We start from the raw sequence: 20,447 nt of genomic DNA, 5'->3' as shown, positions 1-20,447 counted from the left end.
CAGGGGATCACAAATGAAGATTATTCAGACCAAGCTGAAGGACATGCCATCCTCGTTACTGGCAGAGTTGGGGAGTTACCGTTACAGCGTCTTCGCCAGGGGCGAAGGATGGTCGATTCCGTCACGTCTCAGTACGCCGGGCCAGGAGTATGACCGCTACGATCGTTCGGATGTTATCTGGCTGATAGCCTGGACCGCTAAGTTCGGTATCTGCGGCTGTGCGCGCCTGATGGCCTGGCACGACCCTGACAACAGTCGTGCGGCCTCCGGCGGCGACAACGGCCGTATCGAGGGTCACGCAGTCTGGGAAATGTCGCGCTTTTCTGCCCGACTGGAAATTGACGCGGAACTGCCGCTCAATATCTTATGGCATGCGGTGCAACTGGCCGAACAGTCCGGCATACAGTATCTGTACAGCGCGGCAACCCCAATGCTGGAACAGATGTTTGAACAGCATCAGGTCTATTACGATCCGCTTACGCCAGGGATCATCCAGTCAGAAGACAATCTGTTTGCCGTTAAGATACCGGTCAGGCAGGAGAACCTGGCGGAAAAGTTCCACGGTGCGCGTCGCTTCCGGCCGGAAGAAGTGCTGCCTACCCTGGGGGTGTCTGGCACCTGGGGGCCACGTTAACGGCAGGTCACTGCCCGTGCCACTTTGACCACAGCGCGATCAGCACCCATGCTGCCGCGCTCCAGCATAAAACGGCTGCCAGCAACGCCAGCGGCAGCCGCATTATCGTAATAAAATACCAAAGCCCCAGCAGATAGATGAAGTAAGGCACGATTGCCCACATCCCGAAAATGATGGTGGTGCGTAATGCGTCGATGCCACGCTCGCTGGCGACAATATAGTGGGCTATCAGGGCGAAAGTAGGGAACAGCGGGATTAACCCGGCGAGATAGTAATGCCGTGTTTTCGACAGGATGCCAATCAGCACCACGACGATTGCCCCGAGTAGTGCTTTGAAAAGTAAGGCCATTGCTTTGTTCAGTGAGTGAAAACACTACGTTGTAATAAAACGACTGAAAAAGCAATCGACCTTAACGTTGAGGCAGCAGGGGGGTTACTGGCGGTACGCGTATTTGATCTGCTTCACCGTATTGCTGAAAACGTCTGCCTGCTTCTGGTCTTCCAGATCGGCGATGTAACGCTCCATCTTGATGATCACTTTACCGGCATCGGCCTGACCCATCCCTTTCAGCATCAGTGTCACCAGAGCCTTCATACAGGTCACTTCATTGGCCAGTGCCTGCGCTTCTTCGCTGGTTGAAAAGTCAATTTCGCTCATGATCTCTCCCGATAGTATTTGAAAATAGTGCTCATCGTGGTTGCTGCGAACACTAGAAAGTGATTGAAAGTATAACATATAACACTGTGAAGAAATCACCACGCGCGCTAACCGGTTACCGGGTACAATCCCCCTGGTTTCTGCATCGTGTTTTAACGGTCAGTGGGTCTGCTAAATGCGGCTGATAACAGGCGAAGCGGCCAAAATCTGGTTATTATTTATGTTCTAACCGTCAGTGAAAAGTAGTAACATAAGCGGCCTGCTATTGTCACTTTCGTCACCTGCCTTAGCCACTTAGGGAGCTTCGTTTGATAAGCGTTTTTCTAGTTGATGATCACGAGCTGGTACGCGCAGGTATTCGTCGCATCCTGGAGGATATCAAAGGTATTCAGGTTGTTGGTGAAGCGAACTGCGGGGAGGATGCCGTTAAGTGGTGTCGTACTCACAGTGCCGACGTGGTGCTGATGGATATGAACATGCCGGGAATTGGCGGGCTTGAGGCCACGCGCAAAATCATTCGCTATACCCCGGACTGTAAAATCATCATGCTGACGATTCACACTGAAAACCCACTGCCGGCGAAAGTCATGCAGGCAGGGGCATCCGGCTACCTCAGTAAAGGGGCTGCACCTCAGGAAGTGGTCAGCGCGATTCGTTGCGTTAATGCAGGCCAGCGCTATATTGCGTCTGATATTGCCCAGCAGATGGCGCTAAGCCAGATTGAGCCGCAAAAGGCCGAATCACCGTTCAGCTGTTTGTCGGAACGCGAATTGCAGATTATGCTGATGATCACCAAAGGTCAGAAAGTGACGGAAATTTCCGAACAGCTCAATCTGAGTCCTAAAACCGTTAACAGCTATCGCTACCGTATGTTCAGCAAGCTGAACATCAGCGGTGACGTAGAATTAACGCATCTGGCCATTCGTCATGGCCTGTACAGTGCGGAGCCGTTGATCAGTAGTGAATGAACCGTTTGATGCAAAAAGTTTCCTGAAAACTGTTACCAGCCAGCCCGGTGTTTATCGGATGTATGATGCGGGCGGAACGGTAATCTACGTCGGCAAAGCAAAAGATCTTAAAAAACGTCTTTCCAGCTATTTCCGCGGTAATCTGGCCAGCCGTAAAACGGAAGCGCTGGTGGCGCTGATCTGTCAGATTGATGTGACGGTTACCCATACGGAAACCGAAGCACTGCTGCTGGAACACAACTACATCAAACTCTACCAGCCGCGCTACAACGTGCTGCTGCGTGACGATAAATCCTACCCTTACATCTTTCTCAGCGCAGATACTCATCCGCGCCTGGCCAGCCATCGCGGTGCGAAACATGCCAAAGGGGAGTATTTCGGCCCTTTCCCCAATGGTTACGCGGTACGCGAAACGTTGTCGCTGCTGCAAAAAGTGTTTCCGGTGCGTCAGTGTGAAAACAGCGTCTACCGCAATCGCTCGCGCCCGTGTCTGCAATACCAGATTGGCCGCTGCCTCGGTCCCTGTGTAGAAGGCCTGGTTTCAGAAGAGGAATATGCGCGCCAGATCGATTACGTGCGGCTATTTCTTTCCGGGAAAGACGATCAGGTACTCAACCAGCTGGTTGCCCGTATGGAGCAGGCCAGCCAGGATTTACGCTTTGAAGAGGCCGCGCGTCTGCGCGATCAAATTCAGGCCGTACGCCGTGTGACGGAAAAACAGTTTGTCTCCAATCAGGGCGATGATCTTGACGTAATCGGCGTGGCATTTGAGTCCGGCATGGCCTGCCTGCACGTATTGTTTATCCGCCAGGGCAAAGTGCTTGGCAGCCGCAGTTACTTCCCTAAGGTGCCGAGCGATACGGAGCTTGCTGAAGTCGTGCAGACCTTCGTCGGTCAGTTCTATCTGCAGGGCAGCCAGGCGCGCACGTTGCCCACCGATATCCTGTTGGACTTTACGCTGCCGGAAAAAGATCTGCTGGCGGAGTCGCTGACGGAGCTGGCCGGACGACGTGTTGCCATACAGAGTAAGCCACGCGGAGATCGCGCCCGTTACCTGAAGCTGGCACGCACCAATGCCGCAACGGCGCTAGTGACCCGGCGGGCACAGCACTCGACCATCCATCAGCGGCTGACCGCGCTGGCCGGGACGCTGAAGCTGCCCGCAATCCGCCGTATGGAATGTTTTGATATCAGCCATACCATGGGTGAGCAGACGGTGGCCTCCTGCGTGGTGTTTGATGCCAACGGGCCGCTGCGCAGCGAATACCGGCGTTACAATATCACCGGCATTACGCCCGGCGATGACTATGCGGCAATGAACCAGGTGCTGCGTCGCCGTTACGGTAAGGCCCTGGAAGAGGGTAAAGTTCCCGATGTGATCCTGATTGACGGGGGTAAAGGTCAGCTTTCGCAGGCGAAAGAGGTCTTTGCGGAGCTGGATGTCCCCTGGGACAAACATCACCCCTTACTGTTAGGCGTGGCGAAAGGCAGCGATCGTAAAGCTGGCCTGGAGACGCTGTTCCTTGAACCGGAAGGGGAGGGATTCTCCCTGCCGCCCGATTCTCCAGCGCTGCATGTTATCCAGCATATTCGTGATGACTCTCACAATCATGCGATAACGGGTCACCGCAATAAACGGGCAAAAGTGAAGAACACCAGCGCGCTGGAAACCATCGAAGGCATCGGCCCCAAGCGCCGCCAGATGTTGCTCAAATACATGGGGGGCCTGCAACCGCTGATGAATGCCTCCGTTGACGAAATCGCCAGTGTCCCTGGGATCTCGCATGGGCTGGCCGAAAAAATCTTCCATGCGCTGAAACACTAAGCATTGCAACACCCGTAGCAATGTAGGAACATAGGGACAAATCCTACTCTGTCCAAACAGTTAGCGTGATTATGCCATTTAATATTCCGACCTTACTTACCCTGTTTCGTGTAGTATTAATCCCGTTCTTTGTGCTGGCTTTTTACCTGCCATTTCAATGGGCTCCACTGGCCTGCGCGCTGATTTTCATCTTCGCCGCGGTTACAGACTGGTTCGATGGCTACCTTGCCCGTCGCTGGAAACAGACCACCCAGTTCGGGGCGTTCCTTGATCCTGTCGCTGATAAAGTGATGGTTGCCATGGCGCTGGTGCTGGTGGCTGAGTATTTTCACGCCTGGTGGATCACTCTGCCTGCCGCCACGATGATTGCCCGCGAGATTATTATTTCCGCTCTGCGCGAGTGGATGGCAGAAATTGGTAAACGCAACAGTGTCGCCGTCTCGTGGATTGGTAAAGTGAAAACCACCGCCCAGATGCTGGCGCTGTTCGCGCTGTTGTGGCACCCGAACACTATCGTGGAAGGCATTGGCGTGGCGGCTTTGTACATTGCAGCCGTGCTGACATTCTGGTCAATGTTCCAGTATCTTAGCTCCGCGCGCGGCGATCTGCTCGAACGGTGATCGAAGCGACTTAAAAAGCAGCAAACGGATGCGTTGTGAGGATAATTTGGTTGACTCATTCCTCCAGAACAGTAGAATGCAACGCATCGAAAGGCAGCTCAGGCAGCCAGAAGATAAAGCAAATCAGCAAGTTCTGTCAGAGTGTGACAAAACAGAGTGAGTGCTGATGGCAATGCGGGAATAGCTCAGTTGGTAGAGCACGACCTTGCCAAGGTCGGGGTCGCGAGTTCGAGTCTCGTTTCCCGCTCCAGATTACGTTAGCAGGGATGTACTCTCTGGTGACAAAAAGAATAAAAGGCGCGTTGGCAGAGTGGCCATGCTACGGATTGCAAATCCGTCTACCTCGGTTCGACTCCGGGACGCGCCTCCAATTAACACCCAAGCCCGGGTGGTGAAATCGGTAGACACAAGGGATTTAAAATCCCTCGGCTTATGGCTGTGTGGGTTCAAGTCCCACCCCGGGCACCATATTATCAGTACCGATTAAAACGAATAAAAACAAGCAGTAAGCAATGTCGTAACCGCCCCGAAAGGCGGTTTTTTTGTGCCTGAATTTTCTCTTCCTAATATACCTTCCTAATATTCACCTCTACTTCTGCCCACCAACAACCGGAACTATCGCTATTTTTCGGTCGTATCTTGCCGTCTGCTCAAAATTTTTATGGCCGGAAATCGCCTGTTTATTGTAAATGTTGCCTGACAGGCCAGAGATACCTTTTGCTTTATAAATTCCAGCACCACGCCGTGGTCTTCAGCCCACTGGGCCAGAGCCAGTGATATCAGTTCCGGTCCGTTATCCATACACTTCTTAAGCGGATATCCACGGTTTGCTTCTATTCTGTCCGGAACCCGCACAACGCGCTGCACCGGAATATTCAGGTCAATAGAGCCTCACGGTTAAAATCATCCACGACGTTGAACGTCCAAATACGTCGGCCATATTGTAAGTATCATGGCTTTAGTTCCAGGCAATTTTTGATACTTCCTGTTTCTCAGCCATCAGCCGGGTTATAAGAACGTTTCCTATCTGCTTATCAACATGGGCTACACGATGTAAATGCTGAACAGGAGCTAAGAGCAGATACTCTGGCACCTGTCCGGCTTTCTCACTGCCCAGTGTTACATTGTTAATTCAACCTGCTTCCCATCGGGTAAATTGATGGTGACATTGAGTGTGCCGCCGACGGCTTCGACGTAGCGCTTCAGGGTAGAGACCTTAATTTCGGCACCACGCTGTTCCATCGCTGCGAGCGTTGGTTGAGCGATACCCATCGCTTTTGCCAAACTGGTCTGTGATGTGGCCACCGCCTCTCTAATCTGCTCAAGGCGGGTAGCCAGCAGGAGATCGGCTGTTTTCTCTTTGATGCGCTGCTGGCTGGCCGGAGATCGTTTCTCCATCATATCTTTCAATGTCGCCATTTTTATTTCTCCAGGCTATCGAGATGTTTTTGAAATTCTTGATCAGCTTGTTTGATCATATCAGAGTAAAATTTTCCTTCGTTAATCCCGGTCTTGTCGCCAGCGCATAAAACTATGGCTGTTCGCTGAGTATCGAATGCAAAAAATGCTCTGATAGGATCGCCTTTATGCTGAATTCGTAATTCTTTCATATTTTTAAACTTCGAAGCACGGACGGTATCGACAAAAGGCCGTCCCAGATTGGGACCATCAATCGCGATAAGGCCCATTCCTGCCAACAAATCTTCCTGCAAATCTTCCGTCTGATCCTCAAACCAGCAATCAAACAATTCTGAAGTCTGAACTTCCCACATCCTGTGATTACCTCATAGCCTATAAGCTATAGTTCATGCTATAGCCTGTAGGCTATTATATCAAGATAAATGTCTATTCGTGCCGTTACATCAGGCGTTGGTTATGTTGGTAAATATATTAAATCAGTGATTTAAATGCATTTCTATTCAATCTATCAGTACCGATTAAAACGAATAAAAACAAGCAAGTAAGCAATGTCGTAACCGCCCCGAAAGGCGGTTTTTTGTGCCTGAAATAACCCCCGCCTGACGCCTGCACATCGTGAAATATCCAGCCAAATTTCAGTACAGGGAAATGTTCAGTCCTTTTTATGAGTCATGCTGATAAACCACAGCTGATATCATGGCCGCGGTCTGTCAACGCGCTGAAAGCTCCGGATGGGGCAAATCAGATCATAAAGGAGGATGTATGAAAAAGGATTTCAGTCTTAACCTGGGAGCGAAGTTTTTATGCTTCTGTCTGGCTGTTGGAGGCATTCTGGTATTAATCAGTATCTACAGATTGTTAAAATACCTTGTCATTTGGTGAGTTGAACGTCAGCCACAGGCATCGTTGTGGATGCTATGGCTTGAGAAAAATAAACTGTTACGTCAGGGCATCCCCTGCGGTTGCCTTTTTTCATGTGATTGAAATTCAGGGCGTTGACGTGCAAAATTCATCACTGGATAAAGGGGACTGCATTGAAAATCATAAATATAACTATTTTAATCCTCATCATCGTTACGGCAACTGGCTGTACATCCAGAAAAAAATTACCGTTTATACCGATCGACTTCCCCGGATATGAGTGGTCTTCCAATCAGGATGGCGTGATATTCGGGCGAGCAGTGGGTGAGACTGAGGTTCGTTATGATGTCAACGCCGATGGACGGGTAGAGAACGTCAGATTTAGTCATGGAATGTCTGACTTACCGTTCAATCATTATCTGAAGGAAAAAATGCTGGATGACTGGCGATTTGAAGAAAACCATCCTCAGCAAGATGCTTCTCTGACAGTGACGTCCAGACAATAATTTTACGATGATCACCACCCGGCTACCGTGTCGGTTTTTTATTACCCGGAGCACTAAACGCCCGTAATTGGTGCCGGATCACCCCCTCCGGACTCATTTCTGCGATAATCACGCCCCACCAATGCATCCTTGTTTAGTCGACCGTTACCAGCCCCTCATGTCTTTCCACTCTTCATCCAATTTTATTAATCTTGCCCCTCAAGCCCGACTCAGGTCTGCCGATAACCATTTGACTTAAAGGGTGTCCGGAGTGTGAAGCTGAAGCATTCACATTTGCAACGTCGGTAATGCTCCCTGGAACGCCTGTCAATAATGACTTACGGGGAAGGATCACCGATGACAGATTTGCCTCACCAGAACGCCCCTCAACGACCTTACACTACCGCGCCTGCCCGCACAGAAGAAAATGCTGCTCTGATTGCCCGCACGCCGCGCTTCACCCTGGAGCAGGATGTCATTCTTTCTGATGTCACGCGTACGGCATTAAACGAATGTCTTGCCCGCCTGCGCTTTCATCACACCATCTATCAGCAGTGGGATTTTGCCCGCGTCGATCCGATGGGTATGACCGCTATCCTCAACTTTTATGGTGCCCCCGGTACAGGAAAAACGCTGTGTGCCGAAGCGCTGGCCGGCCAGTTGGGAATGCCATTCCTCTCACTCGGTATTGCTGAATTAGAAAGTAAATTTATGGGTGAGACAGCAAAAAATATTCAGGCAGCCTTTGCTCAGGCGAAGCAGAGCGGCGCACTGCTTTTCTTTGATGAAGCCGACACGCTGTTGGGCAAACGCCTGAGTAGCGTCACTCAGGGAGTTGATAATGAAGTGAATGCCATGCGCTCTACGCTGTTGATTGAGCTGGAGCGTTATGAAGGGATAGTGGTTTTTGCCACCAATTTTGCGCGTAACTATGACGAAGCCTTCCGCAGCCGTATTGGCTATCACGTTGAATTCACGCTGCCTGACAGCGCAGCCCGTCGTCAGCTCTGGGAAAAATTTCTGGTAGAGAAAATCCCACTGGCTGATGCGCGTGACGTCCTGCTTGATGGCGCCAGCGAGCTCTCTGAAGGGCTGGCCGGACGTGAAATACGCACCTGTATGCGGCTTGCGCTACCCAAAGCCCTGCTGGCAGCCGGCTACCCGGCGGGTGAACCCGCCCTCAGTCTGGATCACCTGCGACAGGCCATTGCCCAGGTGCAGGCCACGCATCACACCATTGCCTCACGTCCGGATTTTCCGACGGCAGAGGCCCACACCGCTAAAAAATTACTCGGCATTCAATAACCCTCAAGGAGATAAAAAAATGGGATTATGGTCATCAATTTGCAGTGCAGCCAGCAGCGCCTGGAGTACGGTAAAAGAGGTTGGTTCCGGCATCTGGAACGCCGCCAGAGAGACGGCCGCCCGAGCGGTGGAGTGGATGGCAGAAAAAGCCGAGGTGTTTGTCGGCAGCGTCAAATCGGTGTGGAACAGGGTAAAGCCGTTTATTAATAAGGTCATCCGCCCCGTGATTCAGAAAGCCGCCGATCTGGCGGCAAAAACATTACCGAATTTCCCCTGGATTGGCTCGGCGCTGAAAGCGCTGGATAAAGCCCTGGGGCTGCTGGTGGAGTGGGATAAAAGCGACCTGGCAAAACGCATCAGTAAAGCCATTGCGTGGGCGATTGCACAGGCCAAAAAACTAAAAGACATCTTCCTTGAGCCGAAAGAGATGGAAGAGGCCGCCATGCATGAAGAGATACTGCGTCAGGCGCGGGAACAGATGCGCGGCGAAGCCGCACAGGCCATCGATTTAGCCACCCTGATTACCCACTACGCGCAGCTCTCGACGCGCATTCGCGATATTCTTGAAACCATCCAGATTGCTAACTTTGAGCACTATCTGCGCCTGCGCGCCGCACAAAAACTGCTGGCGGATACTGAAACGCGCCTGACGGGTGCGCAGGACATCAATGCTATCAATGATGACGACCTGTTCCTGATCGACGTGGGCAGCGAGCTGCTGAAGCCAACGCCGCAGTTAAGTGATGCCAGCGTCGGCCGCCTGAATGAGGTGATCGTGGCTCGCTTCGGTAAAAAACTGATTCCGTTTGTCTTTGAAGAGATGATCATGGCCTGGGGCTTCAGCCTGGAAGAGATGGAAAACGAGTGGAAAACCCTGAGTGAGGCGCTGGCGAAAGAAGAGGTGCTGCTGCGCCGTCTGAATATCGGTAAGCGACTGGGAGACCTGCAGCCGATCGATGCGGCACTCCTCAGTGAGCTGGAAGCCCGTCTGCCCGCCCAGCAGTCAGAGATGCAACAGAAGCGCAAGCGCACCAATGAAATGCGCAACTATGTTTTTGCCGCAGAAGGTTTCCTGCAAATGCTGGAAAAAGAGCCCGAAGAATTTGCCGGGGAAGAGTATCTTGCCGCTGACAGCCGTGAGGTCGGGATGCTGATTATTGAATGTGCCCAGTTCGGTAAAAGCTGGGAGCAGCTGGACATTGACCAGCAAAGCCTGATTATCGACTTTGCCAATATGTTCGAGCAGGCCAGTCGCGAGCGTGCAGGCCTGCTGGTTGAGGTTGCGGCATGACACCACATGAGTTTTTTCTCTTCCTGCTGCCTGAGTTCGACTTTATTCAGCTGGTTTTTGGCGCGGTGATGCTGCTGCTGGTCGGGTTTACAATAATACAGCTGATACGTCAGGCAAACCCTGAACACTGGGAGCAAAAATGGCAGGGCGACATTGCCGCTAACGGTGCCGGGCGGCACGACGTTCGTCACGGTTCGGTGAACGAGATTAGCCAGTCTGTCGCCAGCGCGGCGGAACAAAGAGCCGACGTGATGCCCGGCATTCTGCTGATCATCGGGCTGCTGGGAACCTTTCTCGGGCTGGGGATCGCCCTGAATAAAGCGTCCAGTATTCTGATTGATGCCAATTCCGCTGGCATGGATAGCGCCATGGCCAACCTGATGGGCATGATGGAGGGATTAGGCACTAAGTTTAAGACCTCCACCTGGGGGATTTCTGCCTTTCTGTTGCTGAAAGGCTGGACGGCGATAAAAGGTTATGACGAAAAACGGCTGAACTGGTGCGTGCAGAAAGTGAATGCGGGGCTGGCGGAAGAGCAGCAGCTTCAGACGCAGCAACGCCTGGAGGTGCAGCAGCGTTTTCTGACGGCGTTGCTGCGTCTGGAAGAGGGGATCACCCGTCAGGGAGAGGCCACGCGGGCGACCCTGCAAAAACTGCACGACGGTGAACAGCTGTTCCGCGAGAACCTGACGCGCCAGGGAGACAGCGCCCTGAGCCAGCAGCAAGCCCTGCAGGGGCGAATAGGGGAACTGCATGCGGCGACCCTGACTATCGCTGACACGCTGACCCATCATCACGAGCATCAGCAGCAGCACGACCGCCAGCGGCAGACGGCCGTGGAGGCAATCCGCGATGCCGTGCGTGAAGTGGTTGAATCGAACAGCAGTAATCTGGGTGCCATCCAGCGCTCAGCGCAGGGCATGTCCGACGCGGCGCAAACCATGGGGCTTTCGGCCAGCCAGCTACAGGAGGGCATCGGTGACTTCCGTTCGGGCGTGACTGAGGTTCTCGGCACGATCAAAACCGACCTCGGTGGCACCATCAGCCAGATGGAGCAGAGTTTTGGCAGCAATATGGAGAAGATTGCCGGAAATATGAAACAGGCGACGGACGGCATTTCGTCGGCGGTGGGTACGATGTCGGAGAGGGTGGACAGCACCATGCAGCAGGTGCGCACCTCTATTGAAAGCTCGATTGACGCACAGCGTGCCTCCATCCAGGCACAGAGTCAGGCACAGAAAGAGTTTATTGTTACCAGTGAAACCCTTAACACCAAAGTGCTGGCGATGACCGCGCTGGTGGAAGACCTGCGCGACCGCATCCTTAGCGGCCTGTCCGCCGTGTCGAAGAGTTCACGTGAGGTGGCGCACCTCAATGGCCGCTATGAAACGCTGGCCGGTGCCGGGGAGAAAAGCGCCGAAGCGATTGAAAAGCTGGTACAGCAGCTGGCGTTACAGCAGCAGATCAGCCCGCTGCAACCGCAGTTTGAGCAGCTCAATAGCGGCATGGGTCAACTGCTGGATAGCGTCGGGGCGCTCCATTCCGACCTCAAAAGCAGCGCGTTAACGCCAAAAATTGATGAACTTAATGGCGCGCTGGAGCCGCTGTTGCAGGGCGTACAGGCGCTGCGAAGCGACGTGCAGCACGGCGGAAGTGAAACCAGCAATATGGGCACCTCGCTGCGATCGGTGCTGGAAGTTCAGGCTGAGAAGATGTCAGCGTTGCTGAATGTGCTGGCAGAGATCCGCTCCGTTCTGCAACGGACCGACAGCGTTGCCACTGTCGCCTGAGGAGGTCACGCATGAAAGATAAACCCAATGAGTGGGTCTCTGTCTCGGACCTGATGTCCGGGGTGATGGCCGTGGTGATGCTACTGCTGGTGATGTCGGTATTGCAAAAAACCTGGTCTGATGTTCGCCACAAACAGGAGATGGAGCAGGGAGCCAGCGCACAGCGGGCAAAAGTCGCTGAGATGCTCAGCAATATCAAAGCCTCGCTGAACGGGACAGCGAATGAAGGATTAGTGATGCTGGACACCAATGCGCAAAAGATCACGCTGCGCGACGGCGTTTTTAACCGGGGAAGCGCCTGCATAGCCGGGCAGGCGAATCAGGCGTTTGCCACTATTGAAGAGAACGTTTTAAAGTTTCTCAACGAGTTCAGCGCGGGCCAGGTGTTTATCGAAGGCTATACCGATAACCTCCCGGTGCTGCGACCGGTGACCAACTTTGCCGCCTTCTGCACCGTCTATGACGATAACTTCACGCTTTCCGCCGCCCGCGCGCGTGAAGCGCGGAAGTTCATCGTGGGTGAACTTCCGCCAGCAATGGCGCGTCGGGTGATTGTGGCAGGCTACGGTGATTCGCAGCCTATCCCCGGTGTTCCCCCGGAAGATGCCCGCCAGCGCAGAATCGAAGTGCGCTTTGTCCTGCCCACGCGGTGAGGGTCTGGTGACTGAGCGCATCAGTCACCGGATGTTTGTCTTAACCGGCCAGACCGCCAGCGCGCATTACGGCGACGGCTCCTCACTTTCCCTGGCTGGCGCTTTTTCTGCCTGCGTCAGCCTCAGCACCATCACGGTGACCGACTCACCGCAAACGGTGCGCTGTTCCACATCCTGCCAGCCGAGGCGACGATACAGCGCCTGCTGATCCGGCGTATACAGCCACAGCGCCTCTATCCGCTGCTCGCCAGCGCGAGCGATGCAGGCGTTGACCAGCGCCGATCCCACCCCCTGGCCGCGCCATTCACGTGGTGTAAACACTTCGCCCAGCCAGTAGCGGCGTTCCGGGCGGTCATCCAGTTCGTACTCAATCACGCTGGCGGTGCCGGTCAGCGTGCCGTCTGCGTGACAGGCTATCAGCGTAAAGCTGTCTTTTTCCTCGCAGTTTCGCTGCTGCAGGCGCTGGCTGATGGCCGAAAGGGAGGACCATGCCGGCAGTGCTGACCACTCACTGTGCAGCAGGCGGGCAATCTCATGGTGACGTTCGGGCTGCTCGCGCAGGGTAAAAATGGGCATTGATCGTTTCCTGTACTGATAATCGTGGCGACCGCCTGGCGGGGCGGATAAGAATTATCTACACTCTTTTGCAGGTGTCTTCCCTTCTTTATACAAGCGCGGCTATAATTGCCACCATTATTAGTTAGAACTCTAATTATCAGGCATCTTACCTATTGAATACTCAGGAACTTAACTTCTCACGTTTGCTGCATCTCACTGCCCACGCCTGGCGTCAGGCGATTGACCGACGCATGAAAGACAACGGTCTGAGTATGAGCAGCTGGATGGCGGTAGCGACCATCGCCATTCAGGATGCGCCGATGAGTCAGAAAGAGCTGGCGCAGGCGCTGGGCCTGGAAGATGCCAGCGTGGTGCCACTCATCGATCGTCTGGTAAAGCAGAAGCTGGTTGAGCGGGTTCAGCCTCCGGAGGATCGCCGTAAACGACTGTTACACGTCACCCCTAAAGGGGAGCTGCTGTATCAGCGCCTGAAAACGGAAGCCGATGCGTTGCGCAATGAACTTCTGTCCGGGGTGAATGCCAGTGAACTGGCGATCACCCAGCGTGTACTACAGCAGCTGCTGGCGGCGACAGAGGTGAAGTAAGGTGCCGCACGAAAAAGCCAATCCCTATGCTCCGCGTGAGTGGGCACCGGGTGAAAAACCGATGCTGCCCGGATCGCCGTCCACGCCGCAGCATCCGACTCATAAACGCATTGCCTTTGGCATCGTTGGCCTGCTGATTTGTATCACCGGGGCGCTGAGTAACGCCCTGGTGACCGCCAATCTGACCAATCTGCAGGGCGTGTTTGGCGCTTACACCAATGAAATCGCCTGGCTCCCGGCGGTGTACGTCATGGGCAATATCTCGATTAACCTGCTGCTGGTAAAGTTCCGCCAGCAGTTTGGACTGCGGGTATTTACTGAAGCGTTCCTGGTGCTGTACGTGCTGGTGGCGTTCTTCCATCTGCTGGTCAATGACCTCAGTTCGGCGATTATCGTTCGTGCCGCACACGGTATGGTCGGGGCGGCGCTCAGTTCGCTCGGCATCTACTATCAGGTGCAGGCGTGGCCGGCGAAGCACCGCCTGAAGGCGCTGGCGATCGGTCTTGGTGCGTCGCAGCTGGCGATCCCGCTGGCACGTCTGTTCTCGACGGAGCTGTTGCAGCTCGATGAATGGCGCGGGCTGTATCTGTTCGAACTGGGGCTGGCGCTGATGGCGCTCGGCGCGGTGCTGATCCTCAAGCTTCCCCCCGGCGAACGAACCAAAGTCTTCGAGAAAAAAGATTTTCTGACCTTCTTCCTGATGGCCCCCGGTATGGCGCTGTTCTGCGGCGTGCTGTCGCTGGGGCGCATTGAATGGTGGACCAGCACGCCGTGGCTCGGTATCTGTCTGGCGCTGGGTCTGGTGCTGGTCACGGCGGCAGTGCTGGTGGAGCACAACCGCAGTAACCCGCTGATTAACACCCGCTGGCTCGGCAGCGGAGCCATATTCCGTCTCGGCATCGTGATGGTCCTGCTGCGCATCATGCTGGCCGAGCAGAACACCGGAGCCATTGGCTACCTGCAACAGCTTGGATTGCAGAACGATCAAATGCAGGGGCTGGCGCTGGCGATCCTTGCCGGGGTGGCGGCGGGCATTATCTGCAGCGCGCTGACCATCAACCCGAAACACCTGAGCTGGCCGATTGTACTGTCGCTGATTATCGTGATGGTCGCCTCGCTGATGGATGCCCAGTCCAGCCCGCTGACGCGCGGCAATAATATGTATTTCAGCCAGTTCCTGCTTGGCTTCAGCACCTCGTTCTTTATCGCCCCGGCGATGTTATTAGGCGTGGGCAGCGTGGTGACACAGCCGAAGAACCTGGTCAGCTTTGTCGTGCTGTTTGGTATGAGCCAGAACCTCGGCGGCCTGATGGGATCGGCACTGCTTGGCACCTTCCAGACCTGGCGTGAAAAGTATCACTCCAGCCTGCTGGGTGACCAGCTGTCGCTGCTGGATCCGAATGTGACCGAACGTCTGGCCCAGTACAATAGCCTGTTTGCCAGCCTGATCGGTGACGGTACGCTACAGAGTGCTCAGGGCACGGCGCAGCTGCAAACGGTGGCGACGCTACAGGCCAACGTGCTGGCTTACAACGATGTTTATCTGCTCACGGCCTGTATGGCCGGGGTCACTTTACTCTGGGTGCTGTGGCGTTTGTCGCGTCTGCGCTACCTCAACTGGCAGCAGGCAAAACGCGAAGCGGAAGCGGAACAGCGCGCCATGCAAAATATTAACAAGACGATGAACCAGTAAGCGTCAGCGCATGGGGGCTTGCCGCCGGGCGCTGAACGACGACGGAAATACGGGGAAACCATGAGTCAACAGGAACAGCAGCAGCTCTCTGAGCGTCTGAGAAATAATAAGCTGCGTATTTTATCGATAGCCCTGGGGTCGGGCATTGCGCTGGTTGGCGTGCTGGTGATCCTCTATGCCTGGCAGCTGCCGCCGTTTACCAGCCAGACACAGTCAACGGAAAACGCCTACGTGCGCGGCCAGGTGACCTTTATCAGTCCACAGGTCAGCGGCTATATCACTCAGGTCAACGTGCTGGACTTCCAGCCGGTCCGTCAGGGCGAACTGATGATGACCATTGACGACCGCATCTATCGCCAGCGCGTTCACCAGGCGATGGCGCAGCTGGAGATGAAAAAAGCCACGCTGGCTAACAATATTCAGCAGCGCCGCAGCGCAGAGGCGGTGATCAAACGCAATGAGGCCGCGCTGCAGAATGCGAAGGCTCAGGCGGTGAAGGGCGGGCTGGATCTGAAACGCGTGGAAAATCTGGTCTCTGACGGCTCGCTGTCGCTGCGTGAGCGCGATGCATCACGCGCCAGCAACAGCCAGACGCAGGCAGATGTCCAGCAGGCGCAGGCCACGCTGGAGGTCTCGCGTCAGGACCTGCAGACAGCGATCGTGAACCGCGCCTCGCTGGAGGCAGATGTAGCCAGCGCCCAGGCGGCGCTGGAGCTGGCACAGATCGATCTGGATAACACCAAAATTATCGCTCCGCGCGACGGGCAGCTGGGGCAGATATCCGTGCGTCAGGGCGCCTGGGTCACGGCGGGAACGCGCCTGACCTCGCTGGTGCCGCAGCAGAAGTGGGTCGTCGCCAACATGAAAGAGACCCAGATGGCGCATATCCGTCCGGGTCTGCCGGTGACCTTCCGCGTGGATGCCCTGAACGGCGAACGCTTCAGCGGCGAAGTGGAATATATCTCCCCGGCGGCAGGATCGGAGTTCAGCGCGATTTCACCGGATAACGCTACGGGTAACTTCGTAAAAATTGCCCAGCGCATTCCGGTGCGCATTAAGATCACCAGCGACAATATTAACCACCTGCGTCCGGGGATGTCGGTTGAGGTCAATATCGACACTGCCGCCGCGCAGAATGGGGAGAAACCATGATGTGCGCGCCAAAAACGCTGCTGGCGATGCTGCTGGCGGCCACGCTGGCAGGCTGTGCTACTCAGGTGGAGCAGGCGCCATCGGCGCTGCCGATACCGGCGCAGTGGCGCAATCAGGTGGGCCCTGGATCGACCGTCGAAGCGAACTGGTGGCGTGCCTTTAACGATCCGGCGCTGAACCAGCTGGTGGAGCAGGCGCTGCGCAATAATCCGGATATCCTGATTGCCCGTTCCCGCGTGGAGCAGTACCGCGCACAGCTGCGCGGGGCACAGGGCGATAATTTCCCGACGCTGGATGCGGGCGTGGCGGCCAGCAGGGCGCGAGCGGTATCGGCAGCGACCGGTCAGCCGGCTCAGTCGTCGGTGTTCCAGGGGCTGTTGCAGGCCAACTATAACGTCGATTTATGGGGCGAGCGCAGCAGCAGTATCGATGCGGCAAAAGCGAGCCTGGCGGCCCAGCAGGCCGCAGCCAGCGCCGCAGAGCTGACGATCGCCAGCTCGGTCGCCTCAGGGTATATGACATTGGTGTCACTCGACGAGCAGCTGCGGGTGACCAACGCCACGCTGGACAGCCGTGCAGATTCGCTGAAGCTGGCGCAGCGCCAGTTTGAAAGCGGCTATACCTCGCGGCTGGAATGGGTACAGTCCCGCTCGGAATATCAGACGGCGAAAGCACAGATCCCGCTGTTACGACATCAGATTGCTCAGCAGGAAAACGCCCTGAGTATCCTGGTGGGCATGAACCCGCGTCAGATTGCACGTCAGAATCACTTTGACCATGTTGTCCCGCAGACCTTGCCTGGCGTCATGCCGTCTCAGCTGTTGCAGCGTCGCCCGGATATCGTGCAGGCCGAGCGCCAGCTGCTGGCGGCCGATGCTTCGTTACAGTCTTCACGCGCCAGCCTGCTGCCATCGCTCAATCTGACCGCCACCGGTACCCTGCAAAGTTCGGTGCTGCATGAGCTGGTGGAGAACCCGTTCCGCCTGTGGAGCATCGGCGGCAGCGTGCTGGCACCGCTGCTTAACCGCGAAGCGCTGACAGCACAGGTGGATGTCTCCATGGCGACGCGCAATCAGGCGCTGTACAGCTATGAAAAAGTGGTGCGCAGCGCGTTCAGTGAAGTGAATGACGATCTGGACGCCATCGCGCGCTATCAGGAGCAGCTCAGCGAACTGCAGGCGCAGGAGAAAGTGGTGCAGGAAGCGCTGCGCATCGCGCGCAACCGCTATCAGAACGGCTATGCCTCGTATCTGGATGAACTGGATGCCCAGCGCACGCTGTTCAGCATCCAGCTCAGTGTGGTGCAGGCCAAAAACAATCTGCTGTTGGCGCAGATTGATCTCTACCGCGCCCTCGGCGGCGGCTGGCAGGTCTGATCCCTGGTGTCTGCGTTTACCCTCTGCTGAGCCTCCTTTTTTGTCAGGCCGCCATGCGTACTTCACCGCGTGGCGGCCACATCTCTCCCTACCATTTAGCCGTTCTGCGATATAACGGCAGGTGTCACCTCAGAAAATAGCGTGAAATTGAACGAATTTTCTGAGTTCATTTATGCTTCTCAATACTTAGCAGCGAGTGCTACCATGCAAATCTTTACAATCGGCAGTTGTAATGATTAAAGAACCCGTCAGCGATGCCGACAACCCTTTAAACACTGAGATGTGTTATAAAGCGTTTTATGTCGCAAATGCGGGTTATTCCGAGTGTCAGCAGCAGATGCTAAACGTTATGCTCTACCTGTAACGAGCGGTCAGTCTGGCGGTTAACTGCCGGTGACCGGCAGCGGCGATCCTGTCTTTGGGCATCATTAAATTAATCGAATACAGGGTGCGGAACTGTCTCGTGCCGCAAGAAGAATCAGCATGAATTTAGCTTTTACACTCCTCGACTGGCAGGCGAATGCGCCCGGACTGCATGAGCTTGCGCACTGGCAGCAATGGTCAGCGCATCCTCCTGTCATCGACGATACCCAGCCGCTGGCGAAATGCAGCCAGCTGCCGATGATGACTGCGCGCCGTCTGAACAGCGGCAGTCGGGCGGCGGTCGACTGCGGGCTGTCGCTGATGCGTCGTCACCCCGTAGATGCCCTGGTGTTTACCAGCCGTCACGGGGAGCTGGAGCGTAATCTTCGTATTCTTACCGCGCTGTCGCAACAGCAGAATCTGTCGCCAACTGACTTTGCTATGTCGGTACACAATGCTGCCGTCGGCAGTTTAACCATCGCAGCGGCGGCCCCGCTGGTATCGACCTCGCTGTCGGCGGGGGCAGACTCTTTCCAGCAGGGGCTGGTGGAAGTGGCCGCGCTGCACGCAGCGGGATACCGTCAGGTGCTGCTGGTCGATTTCGAAGGTGTGATACCGGAAATTTATCATCCCCATATTCCTGACCAGACGCTGTTTTCTGCCTACGCGGTGGCGCTGCTGTTGGCACCGGGTGAGGCCTGTCAGTGCCGGGGCGGAATGAAGGGCGCTGCCCCGGCGCCGGTTCTGCCGCAGAGCCTGCTGTTTCTGCATGCCTGGCTGGCGCGTCAGACGCGGTTCAGCCTGAGCGGTGAACGTCTGCACTGGCAGTGGGAGTGCCGCTATGAGTGAGCGCCCTTATCGCTACCTGAACCGCTGCTGGCGCATCCTGATGACCGGCTGCTGCTTTACGCTGTTTGGACTGGGCGGGCTGATGCTGTCGCTGGTGTGGTTCAACCTGCTGCTGCTGTTGCGTAACCCTGAGCAGCGTCGTCGTCTGGCCCGGCGCAGCATCTCGCGCAGTTTTCGTCTGTTCCTGCGCTGCTGCCGTGCGGTGGGGGTGCTCGACTACCGCATCGAAGGCGCCGGGCTGTTACAGCAGGATCGCCGCTGCCTGGTGGTCGCGAACCATCCGTCGCTGGTGGACTATGTGTTTCTGGCCTCGGTGATGCCGGAAGCCGACTGCCTGGTAAAAGCCGGGCTACAGAAAAATCCCTTTCTCTCCGGGGTGATCCGCGCCGCTGATTATCTGGTTAACAGCCAGGGCGAAACGCTGTTACCGGACAGTCAGCGCCGCCTCGACCAGGGGGATGCGATTATTCTGTTCCCGGAAGGCACGCGTACCCGCTACGGTGAACCGCTCAAATTACAGCGGGGTGCCGCCAATATCGCGGTGCGCTGCCGCTGTGACCTGCGTCTGGTCCACATTGTCTGTACACAGCGTATGCTCGACAAACAGAGCCGCTGGTATCAGGTCCCACGAGAGAAACCGCAGTTCACTATTCGGGTGCGGGAACGCATTGACGGCAGACTATTTTGGGCAGGGGAGGGAGAGGCTGAATCACGCGCCGCCCGCCGCCTTACTCACTATTTGCAAGACGCACTCATACCAGAACATCAATAATTATTCGGAATCAGTATGGAAGAGTTATCGCTCGAAATTAAACAGATGATCATCGACACGCTTAATCTGGAAGAGGTCAGCGTGATGGATATTGACACCGACGCGCCGCTGTTTGGCGACGGCCTGGGTCTTGACTCAATCGACGCCCTGGAACTGGGCCTGGCGGTGAAAACCCGTTACGGCGTGGTGCTCTCCGCTGAGAGTGACGAGATGCGCCAGCACTTTTTCTCCGTTGCCACCCTGGCGGCGTTTATCCATGCCCGGCGCTCTGCGCTGACGGCCTGATCGAATCCAGGAGAGACCGTAATGGATAAGAAAGAAATTTATCAGGAAATCACCGGCCTGCTGGTCAAGCTGTTTGAACTGGATGCCGACGACATCAAACCCGAGTCGCGACTGTATGAAGACCTTGAGCTGGACAGTATTGATGCCATCGATATGGTGGTCCATCTGCAAAAACGCATCGGTCGCAAAATCAAACCTGAGATCTTCAAGTCGGTACGCACCGTGCAGGACGTGGTGGACGCGGTTGAACAACTGCTGCGTGAGGAATGATCGTTAACGGCGGCA

The 20,447-nt window shown here is 55.4% G+C and carries 22 protein-coding genes, 3 tRNA genes and 2 pseudogenes; 20 read left to right on the top strand and 7 right to left on the bottom strand.

The window, feature by feature from the left end; genetic code table 11:
• Window positions 1–13: 13 nt before the first annotated feature.
• The gene (locus tag ABEH87_RS06655; RefSeq protein ID WP_346575055.1) at window positions 14–634 is read left to right on the top strand and encodes an autoinducer synthase; all 621 of its coding nucleotides are present in this window, start codon (window positions 14–16) and stop codon (window positions 632–634) included.
• A 7-nt stretch (window positions 635–641) separates the two neighbouring features.
• Here the strand turns inward: ABEH87_RS06655 and ABEH87_RS06650 are convergent, their stop codons facing one another.
• Complete coding sequence (locus tag ABEH87_RS06650; protein ID WP_346575053.1) at window positions 642–983, bottom strand: GlpM family protein; 342 nt, start codon at window positions 981–983, stop codon at window positions 642–644.
• Between the two features lie 84 nt (window positions 984–1,067).
• A complete protein-coding gene (locus ABEH87_RS06645) occupies window positions 1,068–1,292 on the bottom strand; it encodes a DUF2594 family protein (protein WP_346575051.1) in 225 nt (74 codons plus the stop codon).
• Between the two features lie 308 nt (window positions 1,293–1,600).
• Between ABEH87_RS06645 and uvrY the strand changes: the two genes are divergently transcribed.
• From uvrY to ABEH87_RS06615, 6 genes are all read left to right on the top strand, one after another.
• The gene (gene uvrY, locus ABEH87_RS06640) at window positions 1,601–2,260 is read left to right on the top strand and encodes a UvrY/SirA/GacA family response regulator transcription factor (protein WP_346575049.1); all 660 of its coding nucleotides are present in this window, start codon (window positions 1,601–1,603) and stop codon (window positions 2,258–2,260) included.
• Window positions 2,253–4,085, top strand: coding sequence for an excinuclease ABC subunit UvrC (gene uvrC / locus ABEH87_RS06635; protein WP_346575047.1), 1,833 nt, complete (start codon window positions 2,253–2,255; stop codon window positions 4,083–4,085). Before uvrY ends, uvrC begins: the two co-directional genes overlap by 8 nt.
• 71 nt (window positions 4,086–4,156) lie before the next feature.
• Window positions 4,157–4,705 (top strand): CDP-diacylglycerol--glycerol-3-phosphate 3-phosphatidyltransferase, encoded by a 549-nt coding sequence (pgsA, locus tag ABEH87_RS06630; RefSeq protein WP_346575045.1) that lies wholly within the window; start codon window positions 4,157–4,159, stop codon window positions 4,703–4,705.
• A gap of 174 nt (window positions 4,706–4,879) precedes the next feature.
• A tRNA-Gly gene (locus ABEH87_RS06625) sits at window positions 4,880–4,955 on the top strand.
• Window positions 4,956–5,001: 46 nt separating this feature from the next.
• Window positions 5,002–5,075 (top strand) — tRNA-Cys (locus ABEH87_RS06620).
• Window positions 5,076–5,087: 12 nt separating this feature from the next.
• A tRNA-Leu gene (locus ABEH87_RS06615) sits at window positions 5,088–5,173 on the top strand.
• 121 nt (window positions 5,174–5,294) lie between these two features.
• On the opposite strand, the pseudogene ABEH87_RS06610 reads toward ABEH87_RS06615, so the two are convergent.
• The 4 genes and pseudogenes from ABEH87_RS06610 to ABEH87_RS06595 form a co-directional block, all read right to left on the bottom strand.
• Window positions 5,295–5,429 (bottom strand): annotated as a pseudogene (locus tag ABEH87_RS06610) (integrase); the annotation flags it as partial.
• Window positions 5,426–5,643 (bottom strand): annotated as a pseudogene (locus tag ABEH87_RS06605) (IS3 family transposase); the annotation flags it as partial. The pseudogenes ABEH87_RS06610 and ABEH87_RS06605, both read right to left, overlap by 4 nt.
• Window positions 5,644–5,824: 181 nt before the next feature.
• Entirely contained in the window at window positions 5,825–6,124 is a 300-nt protein-coding gene (locus ABEH87_RS06600) for a helix-turn-helix transcriptional regulator (protein WP_346575043.1), read from the bottom strand.
• 2 nt (window positions 6,125–6,126) lie between these two features.
• Entirely contained in the window at window positions 6,127–6,477 is a 351-nt protein-coding gene (locus tag ABEH87_RS06595) for a type II toxin-antitoxin system RelE/ParE family toxin (protein WP_346575041.1), read from the bottom strand.
• 681 nt (window positions 6,478–7,158) lie between these two features.
• On the opposite strand from ABEH87_RS06595, the gene ABEH87_RS06590 reads away from it, so the two are divergent.
• The 5 genes from ABEH87_RS06590 to ABEH87_RS06570 all read left to right on the top strand — a co-directional run bounded on the left by ABEH87_RS06590 (window position 7,159) and on the right by ABEH87_RS06570 (window position 12,509).
• Window positions 7,159–7,491, top strand: coding sequence for a hypothetical protein (locus ABEH87_RS06590; protein WP_346575039.1), 333 nt, complete (start codon window positions 7,159–7,161; stop codon window positions 7,489–7,491).
• A 336-nt stretch (window positions 7,492–7,827) separates the two neighbouring features.
• Window positions 7,828–8,775: an ATP-binding protein gene (locus ABEH87_RS06585; RefSeq protein ID WP_346575037.1), complete on the top strand. Its 948-nt coding sequence runs from the start codon at window positions 7,828–7,830 to the stop codon at window positions 8,773–8,775.
• Between the two features lie 19 nt (window positions 8,776–8,794).
• Complete coding sequence (locus ABEH87_RS06580) at window positions 8,795–10,066, top strand: hypothetical protein (RefSeq protein ID WP_346575035.1); 1,272 nt, start codon at window positions 8,795–8,797, stop codon at window positions 10,064–10,066.
• Entirely contained in the window at window positions 10,063–11,856 is a 1,794-nt protein-coding gene (locus ABEH87_RS06575) for a hypothetical protein (protein WP_346575033.1), read from the top strand. The genes ABEH87_RS06580 and ABEH87_RS06575 overlap by 4 nt, the downstream gene beginning before the upstream one ends.
• An 11-nt stretch (window positions 11,857–11,867) precedes the next feature.
• On the top strand, window positions 11,868–12,509 hold the full coding sequence (locus ABEH87_RS06570) for an OmpA family protein (RefSeq protein WP_346575031.1): 642 nt from the start codon (window positions 11,868–11,870) through the stop codon (window positions 12,507–12,509).
• Window positions 12,510–12,575: 66 nt separating this feature from the next.
• On the opposite strand, the gene ABEH87_RS06565 is transcribed toward ABEH87_RS06570, so the two are convergent.
• On the bottom strand, window positions 12,576–13,085 hold the full coding sequence (locus ABEH87_RS06565) for a GNAT family N-acetyltransferase (protein ID WP_346575029.1): 510 nt from the start codon (window positions 13,083–13,085) through the stop codon (window positions 12,576–12,578).
• A 155-nt stretch (window positions 13,086–13,240) separates the two neighbouring features.
• Between ABEH87_RS06565 and ABEH87_RS06560 the strand changes: the two genes are divergently transcribed.
• The 8 genes from ABEH87_RS06560 to ABEH87_RS06525 all read left to right on the top strand — a co-directional run bounded on the left by ABEH87_RS06560 (window position 13,241) and on the right by ABEH87_RS06525 (window position 20,432).
• Complete coding sequence (locus ABEH87_RS06560; protein WP_346575027.1) at window positions 13,241–13,672, top strand: MarR family transcriptional regulator; 432 nt, start codon at window positions 13,241–13,243, stop codon at window positions 13,670–13,672.
• 1 nt (window position 13,673) lies between these two features.
• Window positions 13,674–15,365 carry an MFS transporter gene (locus tag ABEH87_RS06555; protein WP_346575025.1) on the top strand — a complete coding sequence of 564 codons (1,692 nt, stop codon included), beginning with the start codon at window positions 13,674–13,676 and terminating at the stop codon, window positions 15,363–15,365.
• A gap of 60 nt (window positions 15,366–15,425) precedes the next feature.
• Window positions 15,426–16,517 (top strand): HlyD family secretion protein, encoded by a 1,092-nt coding sequence (locus ABEH87_RS06550; protein WP_346575023.1) that lies wholly within the window; start codon window positions 15,426–15,428, stop codon window positions 16,515–16,517.
• Window positions 16,514–17,893 carry an efflux transporter outer membrane subunit gene (locus ABEH87_RS06545; protein WP_346575021.1) on the top strand — a complete coding sequence of 460 codons (1,380 nt, stop codon included), beginning with the start codon at window positions 16,514–16,516 and terminating at the stop codon, window positions 17,891–17,893. The genes ABEH87_RS06550 and ABEH87_RS06545 overlap by 4 nt, the downstream gene beginning before the upstream one ends.
• A 483-nt stretch (window positions 17,894–18,376) precedes the next feature.
• Window positions 18,377–19,105 (top strand): beta-ketoacyl synthase chain length factor, encoded by a 729-nt coding sequence (locus tag ABEH87_RS06540; protein WP_346575019.1) that lies wholly within the window; start codon window positions 18,377–18,379, stop codon window positions 19,103–19,105.
• Entirely contained in the window at window positions 19,098–19,877 is a 780-nt protein-coding gene (locus ABEH87_RS06535) for a lysophospholipid acyltransferase family protein (protein ID WP_346575017.1), read from the top strand. Before ABEH87_RS06540 ends, ABEH87_RS06535 begins: the two co-directional genes overlap by 8 nt.
• A gap of 15 nt (window positions 19,878–19,892) precedes the next feature.
• A complete protein-coding gene (locus ABEH87_RS06530; protein ID WP_346575015.1) occupies window positions 19,893–20,162 on the top strand; it encodes a phosphopantetheine-binding protein in 270 nt (89 codons plus the stop codon).
• A 21-nt stretch (window positions 20,163–20,183) separates the two neighbouring features.
• A complete protein-coding gene (locus tag ABEH87_RS06525) occupies window positions 20,184–20,432 on the top strand; it encodes an acyl carrier protein (RefSeq protein WP_346575013.1) in 249 nt (82 codons plus the stop codon).
• Window positions 20,433–20,447: the final 15 nt, after the last annotated feature.

It is taken from the genome of Erwinia sp. Eh17-17 (assembly GCF_039675725.1).
Taxonomy (GTDB): Bacteria; Pseudomonadota; Gammaproteobacteria; order Enterobacterales; family Enterobacteriaceae; genus Erwinia.
This window is presented reverse-complemented; position numbering and strand designations above follow the sequence as displayed.

Coding starts and splice junctions, on each gene's coding strand:
- ABEH87_RS06655 (WP_346575055.1), top strand. CDS start 14: ATGAAGATTATTCAGACCAAGCTGAAGGACATGCCATCCTCGTTACTG.
- ABEH87_RS06650 (WP_346575053.1), bottom strand. CDS start 983: ATGGCCTTACTTTTCAAAGCACTACTCGGGGCAATCGTCGTGGTGCTG.
- ABEH87_RS06645 (WP_346575051.1), bottom strand. CDS start 1,292: ATGAGCGAAATTGACTTTTCAACCAGCGAAGAAGCGCAGGCACTGGCC.
- pgsA (WP_346575045.1), top strand. CDS start 4,157: ATGCCATTTAATATTCCGACCTTACTTACCCTGTTTCGTGTAGTATTA.
- ABEH87_RS06600 (WP_346575043.1), bottom strand. CDS start 6,124: ATGGCGACATTGAAAGATATGATGGAGAAACGATCTCCGGCCAGCCAG.
- ABEH87_RS06595 (WP_346575041.1), bottom strand. CDS start 6,477: ATGTGGGAAGTTCAGACTTCAGAATTGTTTGATTGCTGGTTTGAGGAT.
- ABEH87_RS06585 (WP_346575037.1), top strand. CDS start 7,828: ATGACAGATTTGCCTCACCAGAACGCCCCTCAACGACCTTACACTACC.
- ABEH87_RS06580 (WP_346575035.1), top strand. CDS start 8,795: ATGGGATTATGGTCATCAATTTGCAGTGCAGCCAGCAGCGCCTGGAGT.
- ABEH87_RS06575 (WP_346575033.1), top strand. CDS start 10,063: ATGACACCACATGAGTTTTTTCTCTTCCTGCTGCCTGAGTTCGACTTT.
- ABEH87_RS06570 (WP_346575031.1), top strand. CDS start 11,868: ATGAAAGATAAACCCAATGAGTGGGTCTCTGTCTCGGACCTGATGTCC.
- ABEH87_RS06565 (WP_346575029.1), bottom strand. CDS start 13,085: ATGCCCATTTTTACCCTGCGCGAGCAGCCCGAACGTCACCATGAGATT.
- ABEH87_RS06550 (WP_346575023.1), top strand. CDS start 15,426: ATGAGTCAACAGGAACAGCAGCAGCTCTCTGAGCGTCTGAGAAATAAT.
- ABEH87_RS06545 (WP_346575021.1), top strand. CDS start 16,514: ATGATGTGCGCGCCAAAAACGCTGCTGGCGATGCTGCTGGCGGCCACG.
- ABEH87_RS06540 (WP_346575019.1), top strand. CDS start 18,377: ATGAATTTAGCTTTTACACTCCTCGACTGGCAGGCGAATGCGCCCGGA.
- ABEH87_RS06535 (WP_346575017.1), top strand. CDS start 19,098: ATGAGTGAGCGCCCTTATCGCTACCTGAACCGCTGCTGGCGCATCCTG.
- ABEH87_RS06530 (WP_346575015.1), top strand. CDS start 19,893: ATGGAAGAGTTATCGCTCGAAATTAAACAGATGATCATCGACACGCTT.
- ABEH87_RS06525 (WP_346575013.1), top strand. CDS start 20,184: ATGGATAAGAAAGAAATTTATCAGGAAATCACCGGCCTGCTGGTCAAG.